Consider the following 15,374-nt stretch of genomic DNA (forward strand, 5'->3'; position numbering starts at 1 on the left):
GCGTTCACCCCATATTGGCGAAACCGTCCTCAGTATTTGCTGTTTTTCCACTTGCTTGAGCTTCATCGGCGCAAATTAAGAAATTAAGATACGTTTGTCCACTTGCTGCTGCCACGGATGAGGCTTGCGCTTCCTTCAAGCTTCCTCATCCATGCTTCCTTACAGGAAAAGCTGCTGATTATGTATTCTTGTCATAAGCTCTCTGCCAGAGCGGACGACCTCAGGTTGATGATGGTGAGTACCCCAGCAGATATCGCCGAGGGCCATTTTGATGCAGCATAATTGTATTTCGGCAGACTGGTCCTTAAGCACTTCAGGTCCATATCCTGCAAAATAGGCATCTCTGGCAGACGGATGATCTATGAAATATCTGGCGAACAGAATGGAGAAGTTGTCCACAGCCAGCCCCCACAACATATTCTCGAAGTCGATCATTCCCGTCAAAATCCCCTGGTCATCCACCAGCCAGTTGCCTGGCGTAGAGTCCCAGCTAATAGGCACAGGTGAGCTATGCCGGAAGATATGAACATTCTGAAGTGCCCATTCGGTTAACCTTAATTCATCGGCTTGCAGCAGCCCTTCATCAACACACTGTGAAGTTAAGTCCTGAATGGCATCAGCAACATACTGCACCGGGTCAGCATTGTGACTTAGCTCTATCGGGTTTCCGTATTGATCGGGGCGGCCGAACCAGGGGCCTGTCTGTGATAGATGCAGAATCTTGGTTAATTCGCCTGCCTTGTAAAAAGCGGTTTCAACAGCGCTCGGGCTTAGTGCCGTCTCTCTCATAATGGACCCATCGATTGCAGTAATTAGTATGGCCTGCCAACCCTCCCCCTCGTAAGCAGCGATTAACTCAGGCACATATGGCTTCAAAGGCCCCACGCAATGACGGTATGCATAGACTTCCGGGTGCCGTCTCTGTTTGCGGCTGTATGTTTTCAAGTAATAATTTTTAGAGTCCTGACCGGCTTGCAGCTTCCAGACCCCGGTTCTTACACTATTCTGCCTGTAATTCGCCAAGACCTGAAATTGACTAAACCATAGACACAACAAACAGGGCACTCTCCGGCTGGGCGATACCAGAGAGTGCCCTGTTTCAGCGAGCGTATTCTTTTAGATTAACCGGTAGCCCGCAGGAAGATCTCCGCTGCTGCGGATACGGCGGATCTGATCCAGCGTCAGTCTCTGGTTAGTGGAGATGATCGATTCTACGTCGTTGCCGGAGATGTAGTCATCCAGATCGCGGATGCTGTGATTGCCGCGAAGCACACGGAAGCTGCCTCTGAACCGGGTTCTGCTGAACAGAACGAGTGTAGCATTGCTGCTGGTCGAGAAGAAGCGTAGGCTTTCGATGCCATCCAGAATATTGTCCGTATTGCGGATGCCGAGGTTGCCCCTGTAGATTCTGCTTCTTCCCCGGAAGTTTTCTTCGCTGTACACGGTCAGTCTTGGATAAGTCTGCGAGATATGAACCTCTTTATTCATGTGTATTCCTCCTTGGAGCGTTTTGGCAAAAGCAGCAAAATATCGCCAGCTGCAATACTATTATATGTATGCTGATAGAGACCGGTATGGTTAGAATCCCTGCACGGATAGCCTGTTTACATATAGCTTCAGGAAATTTTTCACAAACCCGCTTTACAAAATGAAAACCCTAGTGTACTATTTAACTAACACACCAATACAACATTGAAAATACACATGTTCCAGCACAGCAACAACCCGTGGAATGAATACTCCACCGATACCGATCCGCACAAGGAGGCTGTCATGAATACAACTGCTCATTATGCTCAGGGACCGTCTGGTCCAGCGCAAGAACAAACCGTACTGGAAATGCAAGGTGTCAGTAAAGTGATTAAGGGTAAGGCAATTGTGGATAGTCTAAGCTTCAAGATTCAGAAAGGAGAGATTGTAGGGCTGCTGGGACCGAACGGTGCCGGCAAAACGACCACCATCCGGATGATGACCGGACTGATCCGTATGAGCGGAGGGGATGTTCTGATTCATGGGCACAGCATCCGGAAGGATTTCAAGCAGGCGATCTCACAGATCGGGGCAATTATTGAAAATCCTGAGTTCTACCCTCATATGACCGGGTACGACAACCTGCTGCAATATCTACGTATGAGTGATGGAGCAGGGGAACCGCGAATTAAGGAGGTCGTCGAGCTGGTGGGGCTGCAGGAGGCGATGAACAAGAAGGTTCGGGCTTACTCGCTTGGGATGCGCCAGCGTCTGGGAATCGCTCAGGCCTTGCTGCACTCGCCGAAGCTGCTCATTCTGGATGAACCGACCAACGGGCTGGACCCTGCCGGCATCCGGGAGATGCGCGACTATATGCGGAGAATAGCAGAGGTAGAGGGCATTGCCATTCTAATCTCCAGTCATATGCTGGCTGAGATTGAACAGATCTGCCACCGGGCGGTGGTCATTCAGAACGGCAAGCTTGTAACGGTGACACAGCTTACGGAAGCGCCGGAGGCACGGAGTGAGGTAGCGCTTGCGATCCGGGTAGATAAGCTTGAAGCTGCACGGACTGTGGCCGGAGCCTTGCAGGGCGTCAAGGTTACTGGAACGGATGAAGCTCATTCCGAGCTGCATGTACAGCTGGCAGACGGAGACGTGCCGAAGGTTGTGGCGGCGCTCAGTGAAGCCAAGGTAGGGATTTACCGGATCACTGAGAACAGGCAAAGTCTGGAAGAGGATTTCCTGAAATGGACAGGGGGCAACCGCATTGCGTAAATTTAATCTGCTTGTGTTGAATGAATGGCTCAAAATAACTAAGAAACGCAGTAATATCATTCCTTATGTCCTCCTGCTGGTGTTCTCGCTGGCCGCGGGCTATATGACACGTACTTTTGCTACGGATATGTATGCTTCAGGGGCGGACTTTACGGCGGATTCTCTTCAGCCTAGAGGCATTGGCCAGATTCTGGCCATTCTGGTCATCGTCGGGACAGCAGGGATTGTATCCAGAGAATACAGCCAGGGCACGATCAAATTTCTGCTGATCCGTGCCCGCAGCCGCACGGCAATTCTGGCCTCCAAATATGTAACTGTACTGCTGTATACACTTAGCATGCAAGTAGTTGCAGCGGTGGCGCTGTTCCTCTCAGGCGCGGTCTTCTTCGGACTCAGCGGAGGGGAAGCGGGAGTAGGAGCGATTCTTGCTTCGCTGCTGTATTCAACTGTGTACTGTACCGTCTACGCCACGATCGGCTTCATGCTGGGGATTCTGACGAAATCAACGGGCGTAACCATTGGGGCGACCATCTTCGCCACCACCATCGACAAGCTGGTCATTTCCCGTGAGTTCTACAAATATGTGCTGTTCCCAAATCTTAATCTCGCAGCCTACCAGGATGGCGGTGCGCCGATGCAGGGAATGAGTCTGACCTTTTCCATTATCCTGCTGTGCATCTACATGACGCTGTTTCTGCTTGCAGGCTTCGCCGTCTTCAGACGCAGGGATGTTGCTTGATGGGAATCGAATTCGATAATAACCAGCCGATTTATCTCCAGATCATGAATTACATCAAGGGAGAGATTATCACCGGTAAGCTGAAGCCTGGAGATAAGATTCCCTCTGTCCGTGAATTGGCCGCTGAACTGCAGATTAACCCGAATACCGTACAAAGAACATTTCAGGAACTGGAGCGTGAGACCATCGTGGAGACCCGCCGCGGCATGGGCAGATATGTGACCGGAAGTGAGGAGACAATTATGACCGTCAAGAAGGAGATGGCACAGGATGTGCTGGACCGTTTTATCCGCGGCATGCAGGAGCTCGGCTTCCAGAGCGAAGATATTCTGGCAGCAGTAGCGGAGAACATTCATCAGCGTAACCAGGAACAGGGGGAGTAAGAAGAGTGGATGATATACTTGACATTCAGAATGTGAGCAAACAGTTCGGGCACAGACAGGCGATGAACCAGGTCTCCTTCAAGCTGGGCAGCGGCACCATTACCGGTCTTCTGGGAAGCAACGGCAGCGGCAAAAGCACACTCATGAAGCTGATTTCAGGACTCGCCTGGCCCGGCTCGGGCCGGATCTCAATTCTTGGCGTACCCGTGGGCGTCGAGAGCAAGAAGCTCGTCTCCTTCATGCCGGATGTGCCGGTCACGGAGTCATGGATGAATATTGGGGATGCGCTGAGATTTCAACAGGATTTCTACCCGGATTTCGATCAGGCCAAGGCGCTGCGGATGCTGGATTTCATGAAGCTGCGCACAGCGGATAAGGTGCGGACGTTATCCAAAGGGATGAATGAACGCCTGCAGCTGACCTTAGCCCTCTCCCGCCGGGCCAGATTATATCTGCTGGATGAGCCGATTGGCGGCGTTGATCCGGTGGCACGGACCAAGATTCTGAATGCGCTGATGGAGTTCTATGAGGAGGACAGCAGTATTCTGCTCTCCACCCATCTGGTAACGGATATTGAACGGATCTTTGATGAGGTGATTTTCCTGAAGGATGGGGAGATTGTACTGCATCGTCCGGTGGAGGAGCTTAGACAAGAGCACGGGAAAAGTGTAGATGAGCTGTTCAGAGAGGTGTTTGCCGAATGCTGAAGCTATTAAAATACGATCTTAAACGCCGAAAAGAACGCATTCTCGTCTTCATCGTCATTGCGTTGCTGGCTCAGGCCGGGCTGTGGATCTCCAGTGCACAGATAGACGTGAACTTGGCCTCGCTCAATCTGGTTATTTACTGTATACTGGCCATCGCGATGATATTTATCGCGGTTACCGGATATTTCCGTAATCTTAAATCCTATCAGCGGCGGCTTTTGCCGGTTACAGCACTGCAGACGGTCCTGTCCCCCATGCTGCTGGCGCTGCTGCTGATGGGTGTGGTCATCCTCATCGGCCTGGCCCATCTGGGAATCTTCAAGCTGCTGTACACCACAGCAAATTTCATACCCGGCAACCTGCAGACGGTTGGCTTCAGGGCATTGCTTCAATCCGTCTGGTCCAGCGGATTTCTAATGGTGATGGTGATGTTCTCCTTTACCGTAGCCTACAGTCTGCGCATGAAATGGAGAGTCTGGGTTGGCATCGCCCTTTTGGTCCTGCTGCAGAACGGGATTGGTTATCTGGAGAAGTTGCTCTTTAACACCTACTTCATTGGTCTGGATAATGCCTTTAAATTCGAGATTTACAATGGAGAACCCCAAACTGGCAGTGAATTTACTATTCCATACCTTCCAATTAATCCAGGGGCGCTGCTGTTTGAAGTGGCGGTGGTGTGCCTGATGATCTATGGAATGGTTATGCTGGTGAGGAGAAGAATCGAAGTATAAAAGGTACGTTCCTATTTCACGCAAGCAAGGTGTCTATCAGCCTTGCTTGCGTTTGTGTGCATCATTAAGGAGAGGAATAGCTATAAGCCTTGAGCGCTTCTTCCGCTGGTCCAGAGCTCCAGCTCCCGCAGGAGCTGTTCTTCCTCGTCTTCCTGCAGGTCCAGCCTTACCCCGTACTGGTATTGTCCCAGACCGAACATCCAGCCCCAGCGGACATTGCCTTCGTACTGTAGCTTCTCTTCCGCCAGCTGAAAATGAATAATCAGCTTCGTATCCCCTGCGGTGAAGCGGAGGTTCAGCGAGGTACGGACCTTACAGCCGGAGCGGCTAAGGTCAAGCAGGATACCCTCAGTCAATTTTCCCGCTCCCGGTCCCGAATTACTGGCGGGAATCTCAAGCCAGCAATCGATGGGCTGGTTCATTACATATCGGAATGGTTCTTTTCTGCTGGAGTCATCCATCATTTACCTCCGCGATTTTATTTGCTATTATATCGAAACGGCTACACTTGGACAATCTCCTAAAGTAGTATATTTAAAGAATAATATAGTATATGTTATACCATATCTTTGGTCCAATACCCAGATCAAGAGGTGCTTAAGCCATGTATCAATATTATAATGAAACGTTTAATGAGCATAATTTCGATTACGCGGCGTTGCAGGATGGAGAAATTAACGGCTGTACCTTTGAGCGCTGCTCCTTCCGGGGGGCTTCGATGGAAGAGATGACCTCCAGCGGCTGCCGGTTTGTCGATTGCGATTTCACCGGTGCCCTGCTGAATGCTTCGCTGCACACGAATGGTGCGTTCACCAACTGCAAGTTCACCGGAGCGAATCTGTTCGTGGCGAAGTTCGAGAACTGCAAGATGGTCGGATCGGATTTCGCCAACGCCCATATGGACGGAATCACATTGAGCGGAGGGGACTGGGCCTATACGAATCTGCGCCATCTGAATCTCAGCAGGCAGGATCTGCGTGGCATCCGGTTCACCGAGGCCGATATGCAGGGCTGTGATTTGCAAAAGGCGGATCTGCGCGGGGCGGATTTAAGCCGGGTTCAGCTTGCCCAGTGTAAGCTTGCAGGGGCGGATCTGCGTGACGCCAAGCTGGAAGGGATCGACCTGAAGAGCCTGGATCTCAAAAACGTGCGGCTGGATGTGGAGCAGGCTGTGCTGCTGGCCCGCTCTATGGGAGCGAAGGTAGGGTAACGGCTCAAGAAAAAACGGCAGTGTGCCGGGTGCTGTATTATATTTCTGCTGGACTTTTCCGATAAAGAAATATCGACCCTTTTCGACATGTTGCTGCAAGAGTTCTTCAGTGGTCGGAATCATGAACAAGGTCATCGGAAGAGGAGAGTGTACATGTCATTAAGTCTTCGCACTTTATTTTCAACAGCATTTGCGGTCACTATCATCCTGCTCACGGCTATACTCAGCTATGTGATCGGCAACCGTTCCACCACTTCCGTAGAAGTCGGTATCGGCAGCTCCCTGGCCGCAGAGGCCAATCAAATGTCCGAGAAGCTGGATCAGTTCATGTGGTCACGTTCCGGTGAAATAGAAGTTTTGAGTAAGCTTGATGCTTTTCAGGAGCCTGTGGAACCGGCAGAAGCCGGCGGATTGCTGGATCAGTTGAAGAAAAGTCTGCCGGTATTCACCTGGGTGGGCTTTCTGGATAAGACAGGAAATGTAGTTGCTTCTACTGATCGGATTCTGCAAGGAACAAATATCAGCCAGAGGCCGGTCTTCCAGCAGGCGCTTAAGGGAACCTTCGTCGGGGATGTCCACGATGCGGTGTTGCTCTCTAAGCTGCTGCAGAGTCCGACGGGCGAAGCGCTGCAGTTCGTTGATGTGAGCGTGCCGGTTATGGACAAGCAAGGACAGACAAGCGGCGTGCTGGCGGCACATCTTAGCTGGGAGTGGTCACGCGAGGTCGAGGCCTCCATTGTGAATCCGCTCAAAGAACGGCTTAAAGGCGTGGAGGTGTTCGTGGTCAGCAAGAAGGATGACACCATTCTGCTGGGACCTGAAGCGCTCACCGGCAAAAGAATGTCGGATGCGGTTCTGCAGCAGGCCCGCAGCGGCAAGAGCTCCTACGTGATTGAACAGGAGCGGGGCCGTGACTCCTATCTGACGGGATACGCCTACGGCGATGGTTACTTGAACTACCCTGGCCTTGGCTGGACGGTCATTATCCGTCAGCCTGCAGACATTGCTTTTGCCTCAGTCCATCAGCTTGAACGCTTCATATTGATCAGCGGTCTGCTGACCGCAGCAGTCTTCGCACTAATCGGCTGGCTGCTGGCCACATGGATCAGTCGTCCGCTGAGGGATATCACCCGTACAGCCGACCAGCTCAGCTCCGGTGCCGATGTGGAGATCCCCACGTCTACCCGGTTCAAGGATGTGGCGATTCTGTCGGCCTCTCTGCGGGGCCTGGTGAACAACCTGACCAAGACAGAGACCAAGCTAAGCTATATGTCGGATATGGCGCTGCATGATAAGCTTACCGGCTTGCCCAACCGGGCAGCGCTGGATGAGTTTTTGGCCCATGCAGTCAGTAAGGCCAAGCAGAAGCGGACAACGCTAAGCTTTTTGTACATGGATCTGGACGGCTTCAAAAAAGTGAACGACAGCTTCGGCCATGCGGTTGGAGATGCTCTGCTGCAGGAGGTTGCCTTCCGGCTGATGGACTGTACGCGGGACAATGAGATCGTTGCCCGGCTGGGCGGGGATGAATTCGTGATTATTCTCAATACCTCGGCGGGCAAACCGATGAAGGAAGCGGAGGTAGTGGCTTCGCGGATTATCAGCAAGATCAACCAGCCGATTCTGATCAAAGGCGAGGAGCTGCGTGTGGGCTGCAGCGTAGGTGCTGCTGTATGGACTCCGGACGGCGGAGATACCACCCTGACCCTGCGGCTCGCAGACGAAGCGCTGTATATCTCCAAGCGGAGCGGGAAGAACCGGATTACCTTCGAGGCGGCATCTTAGGATCAGGAGTCTGAAGCAGACAGATACAACAAACAACCTTTTATCAGCAGGACGGGGGTGCTCCTCTTGTGCCGGATAAAAGGTTGTTTGACGTGTTCTCACTACATTCAGCGCAGCCGCTTACGTGGATTAGACCATCTCTTTATCCATAGAAATCCTTCATCGTCCCGGAAAAACTTAATGCCTATCCAGCTCAGCGGTGTCCAAATTTCCTTGAAATAATATGAAGGCATAGTAAATTAGTCCCTCCGATATAGTTAATTATTACTAGTCTAAGCCAGGATGGAAGATTTAACAATACTTTTTATTACATATATATCCCATATTGTGCGTTCGCCCAGTTTTTTTGGGACTACAGGCATATGATGTAGAGGAATCAAAACTGGGCATATGCGTAAGAAAGGAGGGCTCTAGATGAGTGGAGGTCTGAGAACGTCAACCGCGACCATACTGGTATTGTTTATTTTGCTGATTATTATCCTTAGCGTATTTTAGCGGAAGGGAAAATAGGGGGTTATTGAAACAGCGCCTGGGTGTAAGCTCCGGGCGCTGTTTGCATGCGTATAAGCTTCAGTCCGCTTCCATATACATCATAACAGGGATAAGCACAGGCAGTTTGGCAGAGCGGTGCATTTATTACAGTAGGAAAGGAAGTGATGCAATGGCAAGCTCCGAATTTATCACCCGGATTGCTTCCTTCGCGGTTGCCGATATGCAGCGCAGCCGTATCGCAGCTTCGCTGACGATTGCCCAGGCGGCGCTGGAATCCGGCTGGGGAACGAGCGGCTTGACGCAGAAGGCCAATAATCTGTTCGGGATCAAGGGCAGCGGGCCTGCGGGCAGTCTGGTGCTTCCGACAACGGAATACAGGAATGGCCAAGCTGTACAGGTGACTGCCCAGTTCCGTTCCTATAATAACTGGGGAGAATCTATAGCGGACCATTCCGCACTGATTACCGGGGGAGTCTCCTGGAACCCCAAGCTGTACAGCAAGGCCATTGGAGTGGATGGCAAAACAGCCGCCCGCGAGATTGCTGCTGCTGGCTATGCAACGGACCCGGATTATGCAGCCAAGCTGATTCAGATTATGGATTCATATAACCTGTATCAATATGACAAGCTGAAGGAGGATGAAGAGATGTCGGCTGAAGATAAACAAAGAATTGCGGCGCTGGAAAACGAGCTGCGGGGGTTGAAGGAGCTGCTGGCAGGACTGTCTGTCAGCAGAGATACACTGAAGGCCGGCATTCAAGAGCAAGGCCAGTCCATTAAAGGTGTGGCGGAGCGACTGGCTGTCATTGAGGGCCGTGCAGTAATGAATGTGCCGGCCTGGGCTGAGCCCGCAGTCCAGGCGGCGGCAGCCGCCGGTCTGCTGGATACGCCGTCCGGCGGCAGCTATGATTTTTACCGGATGCTGACGGTATTGAACCGCGCCGGTCTGCTGGTTACCAGTGAGGGGGCGTAGCCGGTATGTACAATGATGCACTTAACAGTGTACTCGCTTTTGCATCCGTATTGGCGGTATTCGTCATGGCGCTGGTGCAGCTCGTCAAGAACAGCGTGAACCTTCCGCGCAACGTGGTTCCTGCGGTGGGGCTGGCCATCGGCCTGCTGGTAGGAGCGGCTGCGTATCCTTTTACAGATATGAATCTGATTCTACGTCTATGGGCCGGAGGCTTGGCCGGATTATCGGCAACGGGATTGTTTGAACTGGCGTTCAATAAGCGGAGCGGGACGACCAAAGATGAGTAGGATAGTACCGGCTGCTTGAGCGTAAATAAAATAAGGTGCAGGGAATGGTAGTTCTATCCAATCGTTTTGGTAGGAACACAAATATACTAGTGAAGAAGAGAGGAGGTGCTTGATATGGGAACTTATGTTGATGGAAGAACCTCACAGAATGCCAGTACTGCCAATTCTATTGCGATTCCAATTCTAGTAATTAATACTCCACAGCTGTTTGGGTAAATCGGCCTGATCACAGCTGGAGTAGGCACGAATCCACGTGTACTTCTGAAAGGAACCGTTTCGGTTTCGCTACCTCTTGCACTGGTTGGCATCACTGTAACCATCGTTCGAGGAACACTGGCTACGGACCCTGTTGTGTATTCTGCCACTTCCACTTTCAGCCTTAGTGTTTTGGCTCCGCAGGTTATCGCCTTTTCTGCAGATGATTTCCTCCCGACGATTACTCCGCAGTTAACCTATACTGCGTTTATCAGCTCGAATCTTTTGGGTACGGTCCGTGTAGGTCCGGAGAGCTTCGACGGCATTCTGGTGTCTGATTAATCTATGGACCCCTGGGACATCCTGCTCCGCTCTAACATTCGGGCGGGCAGGGTGCCCTTGTACATACGCCCCAAATTATGTCCGTTTCGCCCAATCTGATCAGGCTACTTACTCATATGATGTTTTGTAGTCAACATTATGAAGGAGGTAATCTCATGGGTGCAGATTGCGGATACGGTGGCAATGTAGGCGGCGTGAATACGTGTGGAGTAAGCCCTTGGACATCGACAGGCGCGATTCTGGTTCTTTATATCCTGCTCGTTATTATTCTGAGTGCCTGCTTCTACTAGGAGATCCAGTTAGTCAGCGCGGTCACGGTAATCCGGGACTGCGCTTTTTTGCGGGTGCAGGGTGGACAATCCTTGCTGCTGCGACAGCCTGTAAAGGTTATCCACGGGAATCGGTTGTAAAAATCTTTTGGTAGTCCATCGCTGATGAAAGGTATCACCAACATTGCTGATAGTCAATCAATACTGGAGGTCCCATGCGGGTGACATAAGAAGTTTTACTTGGTTGTAATCTCTGACAACGCCTTATCCATCTGCGTTTCATTTGATTGTACGGCTTCGCTGTCCACAGCATCATTTCCGCGGAAGACATTCTTAGTATTCTGATAAAAGTCAAAGGCAAACTCCTTAATGGCCTCACCGTCAGGGTGATTGCGCTCCACAACGGTAGCCTTGAACAGGTTCGTCAGCATGTATCCGGCATCCCCGCTATGTGCGAGATAATTCCCGGCGGTGTACTCTTCCACGATCTGGGATTCAAAATCTTTAAGCTCCACAGCCGACGGAGTGTACGATCTCGCCAAAACTTCTGCGGCATCTGCTTTTTGTGTGGCCTCCGTATCCGTAGCCGCGATTTGCTGGATCGCCGATTCCCAGTTCACTGCCCCCTTCCCGGTGGAGGGTTCAGTGACAGGTCCGGGGGTTGATTGGGCTGCTGTCGGGCTCGTTGCCACGGTAGGAGTTGGGGCGGCCTGATTAGCTGGGGTGCTGCAGCCTGCGGTCAGTCCGATGGCACCGCCGAATACGATCATTAGGGCAAGGGACGACATCTTTTTATACAAGGGCTTCTTCATAGCGGTTCCTCCTGAATCTATCTGTTATCCATATACTATATATGTAACCTTGTCGGGCCGGATTGAATTTATTCACGGATGTGACTAATAGATATGAATATTTTGTGAGTCTATAGAACTAAGTCATTTGACCTGATATAATTGGTAAAAAATAGAATGGTGAAGAGGTGCTATTTTAAAATGAAGCGGAAACTGGCAACGCTTTTTTTTGTGATGATATTTGCGCTATCCTTAAGTGTGCAGCCAATATCGGCAGCAGGCAAGACTCAGAAGGTTAAGGTTACGTTTGTAAGTGCTGAACTGGTAGAGAATGATCATGTAGGCAATGAGTGGTGGTGGGGCGGATTCGTCAATGGAGAGGAGCTTGAGGAAGGGGATTCAGTCACGCTGGATCTGACTTCTACAGCAAGCATCAAGCTTCGTGCTGAAGCTCAGGAACAGGATAAGATCCCAGATGAAGGCTCGGCTAACGCCTCAATTAAGGTCTCTACCCTTAAGGATACCCAGAACAAATCGCTGACAGTGAAGGTAGTCGAAAACCGCGGGCGGTATTCCGGAAATTCAGCCTCCTGGAAGTTTGTGTTCAAGATCGATAAGGTCAAATGACAAGCAGAAATGAAGTAGAATAATACATTTGCTTCTGGTACAATCTATATATTAAGTTTGAAGGAGCGGAGCACATGAATGATGATCTGGTACAATTATTGCGGTCCGTTATTCGGGAAGAGTTAGTTTCAGTAAAGGAGGACGTGTCCTCACTTAAGGATGACATGTCCTCAGTTAAGGAGGAATTAGTCACCGTCAACGAGCGTTTGGATCGAATAGAGACAGAGCAGCAGAACATGAAACAAGATCAGGAACAAATTAAACGTGCTGTGCTGGAAACAAACGAACGGCTCATCAACGTGGAGTCTCTTTTGGAGAATCAGCACAGAATTATCGAACTTCTCTCAGCACGCTCCATTGAGCAGGAAGCCAAGCTGAAGCGGATTATATAAGTATACACAGCATGCCCCCGCATCTTGATTTCAAGGCGGGGGCTTTTTGGCGTGAAATAAAAATCGAGGCTCCCTTTCGGGAGCCTCTTTCATGGGAGAGGAGAAACCGGACGAAGAGCTTATGGGGAAACGTAAGCCTGCTTCGCGGTTGTCTACGACATTTTGTGATGTCGATAGTTACAGGATGTCCCGGTTACAGGAGTTTTATACATTTGCATGTGAATATTCTTCTGCTCCTCATTGTGACAAAGTCGGACAATCTTTTTATTTCATGGAATAATTGTGGTACTATAGGCTTGGACTTATGCCCTGTAATGGCATAGTAATGTAGAGACATAAAGCTAAAAAGCAGGTGGATGATCGGTGAGAGTCATATCGGGAAGTGCAAAAGGCAGGCCGCTTAAAAGTGTTCCAGGCAATGGCACACGGCCTACTACCGATAAAGTGAAGGAAGCGTTATTCAGTATGATCGGGCCTTATTTTGAAGGAGGTACGGTGCTTGATCTGTATGCAGGTACCGGAGGCCTGGGGATCGAAGCTCTGAGCAGAGGGATGGAAGCTGCGGTATTTGTGGACATGGAGCAGAAGGCGATTGACACGGTGCGCGCTAATCTGAAGGCGTCTCGGCTGGAGGCGCAGGCTGAGGTCTACCGCAATGATGCGGGAAGAGCACTTGGGGCACTTCAAAAGCGCGGGAGAATCTTTGATCTTGTTTTTCTGGACCCGCCTTACCGGATGAAGCATGGAGACGAGCTGATGGTTACGCTGGCGGACAAGCTGCTGCTGAACCCTGATGCAGTGATCGTGCTGGAGCATGAATCGGGATATGCCTATCCGGAGGAGATACCCGGGTTCGTGAGAACGAAGCAATCCGTCTATGGAGAGGTTACGATCTCTATCTACCGGTATGAAGCTGCTGTTCCAGAGGCTGCCGCAAGCGGCAAGGAGGTTAATGATGAGTCTGCAAATTAGAAAAGAACGTGTCGCCATCTATCCTGGAACCTTCGATCCGGTTACGCTGGGACACATGGATATTATTCACCGGGCCGCCAAGCAGTTCGATAGGCTGATCGTTGCGGTGCTGAATAATCTGAGCAAGAATCCGTTATTCTCGGTCGAGGAACGGACAGAGCTTCTGCGTCAGGCGACAGCGGATATTCCGAATGTTGAGGTGGACAGCTTCCGTGATCTCCTGGTTAACTATGTGAGGCAAAAGGACGCCCAGGTCATTGTCCGGGGAATCCGGACTGTTACCGATTTCGAATATGAGCTTCAGAATGCTTCCATTAATCATAACCTTGACCCTGAAGCAGAAACTATATTTATGATGACCAATCCGAGATACTCCTATCTTAGCTCCAGTGTGGTCAAGGAGATTGCCCACTTCGGCGGGAAGGTCTCGGATTTTGTAACTCCTGAGGTGGAGCAGGCGATGAAGCTGAAGTTCAGCCGGATGGACGGCGGTTTGAAGTAAACAGCTTTACGGCAGCAGACAGCAGTAGCAGCAGCGTAACAACCAGGATCTGAAGTCCCAGAATCTGTGGGGTCAGAGTCCATATGTTCAGCGAAAGGCCCGCTTGCGGCAGAGCAGCTGGGGGAGAACCGGCAAGAACCGGCAGCACTGCAGACTGAATATGGAGCATCGGTGTCCACAGCAGGATTGTGAACGCAAAGGCAAATAGTCCATGCAGCAGCCTGACTGCGGTGAACGGGAGGAAGCGGACATTGGCTGCCTTCAGCACTGTCAGTGCCTGGAGCTGGGCGCAGATGCCGCTCCAGGCCAGTCCGGCGGACAGCAGTGCCGGGCCAAGAAGACCGCCTACGACGAAGCCTTCGGGACCTGCTGTGGCTGAAGTCATTGCCCGGGCTCCGAGATGAATCTCAAGCATGCTTCCTGTAACCATAACCGGCAGCTGAGGGAATAACCGGGTAACAATACTTATGACAACCGCGAACATGATCATATAGCCGCCTACAATCATTAGGCTCTGTACGGCGGAGGATACGGATTCACCTAGCACCTTACCGAAGCCCCGTCCGTCCCTTGAACGGGCATCTGCTGCTGCCTGATGGATACGCCCGGGTAAGGATGCTTTTTTGGCGCTGGAGCGGCTTCCGGTATGGCTGGGACCACTTTCTTGCGAAATAGGTGACGTCATCTTGCGGGGGCCATTGAAGCAAGCGGACAGAATTCCTGCGGCTACCCCTGACAGCCAGTGAATGGCAAGCAGGGCATATCCGGCTGCTGGACTGTGCAGGAAGGCTGTTCCTACTACAATAAGCAGAGTGACCGGGCTGGCATAATGTACAACAGCCGCCAGTCTTCCAGCCTCCTTGTCTGTAATGTCCCCTTGCTTGTGCAGTTGCATCACTCCTCCGGCTCCTGCCGGGAAGCCTGCGGTTAGACCGAGCACCAGCGTCCAGCCGACCGCCCCGGGAAGTCTGAAGCACCGCTTCATCAGCGGTTCAAGCAGAACGCCGATACCATGCACGAAGCCGGATGCGCTTAGCATCTCTGAGAGGATCAGGAAGGGCAGCAGCGCAGGAAAAACCAGGGTCCACCAGAGCTTAAGGCCCGTAAGTGAAGCCTTGAACGAGGCTTCAGGTGCAATAATAATCGCTGCAGCGAGCAGAATGGCTGAAGCCCCGGGTATAAATGGAGCTGAATCCGACAGAAAGCGTCTGGATCTAAAGTTTATCATT

General features: G+C 51.3%; 20 protein-coding genes and 1 pseudogene. 15 read left to right on the forward strand and 6 right to left on the reverse strand.

Translation table 11 applies throughout. The features are described from left to right. Positions 1–4: 4 nt before the first annotated feature. The 3 genes from MKX63_RS26865 to MKX63_RS26875 are packed head-to-tail and all read right to left on the reverse strand — an operon-like array spanning position 5 to position 1,488. Positions 5–139: a hypothetical protein gene (locus MKX63_RS26865; RefSeq protein WP_341021486.1), complete on the reverse strand. Its 135-nt coding sequence runs from the start codon at positions 137–139 to the stop codon at positions 5–7. A 20-nt stretch (positions 140–159) separates the two neighbouring features. After that, entirely contained in the window at positions 160–1,065 is a 906-nt protein-coding gene (locus MKX63_RS26870; RefSeq protein WP_341021488.1) for an aminoglycoside phosphotransferase family protein, read from the reverse strand. Positions 1,066–1,116: 51 nt separating this feature from the next. Further along, positions 1,117–1,488 (reverse strand): hypothetical protein, encoded by a 372-nt coding sequence (locus tag MKX63_RS26875; protein WP_341021490.1) that lies wholly within the window; start codon positions 1,486–1,488, stop codon positions 1,117–1,119. A 285-nt stretch (positions 1,489–1,773) separates the two neighbouring features. Here MKX63_RS26875 and MKX63_RS26880 point away from each other — a divergent pair, with 285 nt between their 5' ends. Genes MKX63_RS26880 through MKX63_RS26900 form a run of 5 tightly spaced genes read left to right on the forward strand, consistent with a single transcriptional unit; the run spans position 1,774 to position 5,308 of the window. Further along, positions 1,774–2,748, forward strand: a complete 975-nt coding sequence (locus MKX63_RS26880) for an ABC transporter ATP-binding protein (protein ID WP_341021492.1) — start codon at positions 1,774–1,776, stop codon at positions 2,746–2,748. After that, on the forward strand, positions 2,741–3,487 hold the full coding sequence (locus tag MKX63_RS26885) for an ABC transporter permease (RefSeq protein WP_341021493.1): 747 nt from the start codon (positions 2,741–2,743) through the stop codon (positions 3,485–3,487). Before MKX63_RS26880 ends, MKX63_RS26885 begins: the two co-directional genes overlap by 8 nt. Further along, positions 3,487–3,870 (forward strand): GntR family transcriptional regulator, encoded by a 384-nt coding sequence (locus MKX63_RS26890; protein ID WP_341021495.1) that lies wholly within the window; start codon positions 3,487–3,489, stop codon positions 3,868–3,870. The genes MKX63_RS26885 and MKX63_RS26890 overlap by 1 nt, the downstream gene beginning before the upstream one ends. 5 nt (positions 3,871–3,875) lie before the next feature. Next, positions 3,876–4,577 (forward strand): ABC transporter ATP-binding protein, encoded by a 702-nt coding sequence (locus MKX63_RS26895; protein WP_341021497.1) that lies wholly within the window; start codon positions 3,876–3,878, stop codon positions 4,575–4,577. Further along, on the forward strand, positions 4,571–5,308 hold the full coding sequence (locus MKX63_RS26900; protein ID WP_341021500.1) for a hypothetical protein: 738 nt from the start codon (positions 4,571–4,573) through the stop codon (positions 5,306–5,308). Before MKX63_RS26895 ends, MKX63_RS26900 begins: the two co-directional genes overlap by 7 nt. An 80-nt stretch (positions 5,309–5,388) precedes the next feature. Here the strand turns inward: MKX63_RS26900 and MKX63_RS26905 are convergent, their stop codons facing one another. Beyond that, positions 5,389–5,664 (reverse strand): PilZ domain-containing protein, encoded by a 276-nt coding sequence (locus MKX63_RS26905; protein ID WP_341021501.1) that lies wholly within the window; start codon positions 5,662–5,664, stop codon positions 5,389–5,391. 248 nt (positions 5,665–5,912) lie between these two features. On the opposite strand from MKX63_RS26905, the gene MKX63_RS26910 reads away from it, so the two are divergent. From MKX63_RS26910 to MKX63_RS26935, 6 genes and pseudogenes are all read left to right on the forward strand, one after another. Next, entirely contained in the window at positions 5,913–6,518 is a 606-nt protein-coding gene (locus tag MKX63_RS26910) for a pentapeptide repeat-containing protein (protein ID WP_341021502.1), read from the forward strand. 153 nt (positions 6,519–6,671) lie between these two features. Then, entirely contained in the window at positions 6,672–8,303 is a 1,632-nt protein-coding gene (locus MKX63_RS26915) for a sensor domain-containing diguanylate cyclase (RefSeq protein ID WP_341021504.1), read from the forward strand. 661 nt (positions 8,304–8,964) lie between these two features. After that, the gene (locus tag MKX63_RS26920) at positions 8,965–9,768 is read left to right on the forward strand and encodes a glucosaminidase domain-containing protein (RefSeq protein WP_341021507.1); all 804 of its coding nucleotides are present in this window, start codon (positions 8,965–8,967) and stop codon (positions 9,766–9,768) included. A gap of 5 nt (positions 9,769–9,773) precedes the next feature. Further along, positions 9,774–10,055: a holin gene (locus MKX63_RS26925; protein WP_341021509.1), complete on the forward strand. Its 282-nt coding sequence runs from the start codon at positions 9,774–9,776 to the stop codon at positions 10,053–10,055. A 114-nt stretch (positions 10,056–10,169) separates the two neighbouring features. Beyond that, positions 10,170–10,592, forward strand: a pseudogene (locus MKX63_RS26930) (hypothetical protein). 155 nt (positions 10,593–10,747) lie between these two features. After that, positions 10,748–10,882 carry a YjcZ family sporulation protein gene (locus tag MKX63_RS26935; protein ID WP_209873522.1) on the forward strand — a complete coding sequence of 45 codons (135 nt, stop codon included), beginning with the start codon at positions 10,748–10,750 and terminating at the stop codon, positions 10,880–10,882. Positions 10,883–11,097: 215 nt separating this feature from the next. Here MKX63_RS26935 and MKX63_RS26940 read toward each other — a convergent pair whose 3' ends face one another. Beyond that, positions 11,098–11,673 (reverse strand): hypothetical protein, encoded by a 576-nt coding sequence (locus MKX63_RS26940; RefSeq protein ID WP_341021511.1) that lies wholly within the window; start codon positions 11,671–11,673, stop codon positions 11,098–11,100. A gap of 180 nt (positions 11,674–11,853) precedes the next feature. On the opposite strand from MKX63_RS26940, the gene MKX63_RS26945 reads away from it, so the two are divergent. The 4 genes from MKX63_RS26945 to coaD all read left to right on the forward strand — a co-directional run bounded on the left by MKX63_RS26945 (position 11,854) and on the right by coaD (position 14,145). Continuing rightward, the gene (locus MKX63_RS26945; protein WP_341021513.1) at positions 11,854–12,279 is read left to right on the forward strand and encodes a hypothetical protein; all 426 of its coding nucleotides are present in this window, start codon (positions 11,854–11,856) and stop codon (positions 12,277–12,279) included. Between the two features lie 74 nt (positions 12,280–12,353). Continuing rightward, on the forward strand, positions 12,354–12,671 hold the full coding sequence (locus MKX63_RS26950) for a hypothetical protein (RefSeq protein ID WP_341021515.1): 318 nt from the start codon (positions 12,354–12,356) through the stop codon (positions 12,669–12,671). A gap of 363 nt (positions 12,672–13,034) precedes the next feature. After that, positions 13,035–13,643, forward strand: coding sequence for a 16S rRNA (guanine(966)-N(2))-methyltransferase RsmD (rsmD, locus tag MKX63_RS26955; RefSeq protein ID WP_341021517.1), 609 nt, complete (start codon positions 13,035–13,037; stop codon positions 13,641–13,643). Next, on the forward strand, positions 13,627–14,145 hold the full coding sequence (gene coaD / locus MKX63_RS26960) for a pantetheine-phosphate adenylyltransferase (protein ID WP_341021519.1): 519 nt from the start codon (positions 13,627–13,629) through the stop codon (positions 14,143–14,145). Before rsmD ends, coaD begins: the two co-directional genes overlap by 17 nt. Here the strand turns inward: coaD and MKX63_RS26965 are convergent. After that, positions 14,117–15,373, reverse strand: coding sequence for a nucleoside recognition domain-containing protein (locus tag MKX63_RS26965; protein ID WP_341021520.1), 1,257 nt, complete (start codon positions 15,371–15,373; stop codon positions 14,117–14,119). The genes coaD and MKX63_RS26965 overlap by 29 nt on opposite strands. Position 15,374: the final 1 nt, after the last annotated feature.

Source organism: Paenibacillus sp. FSL R7-0179, from assembly GCF_038002265.1.
GTDB lineage: Bacteria > Bacillota > Bacilli > Paenibacillales > Paenibacillaceae > Paenibacillus_AQ.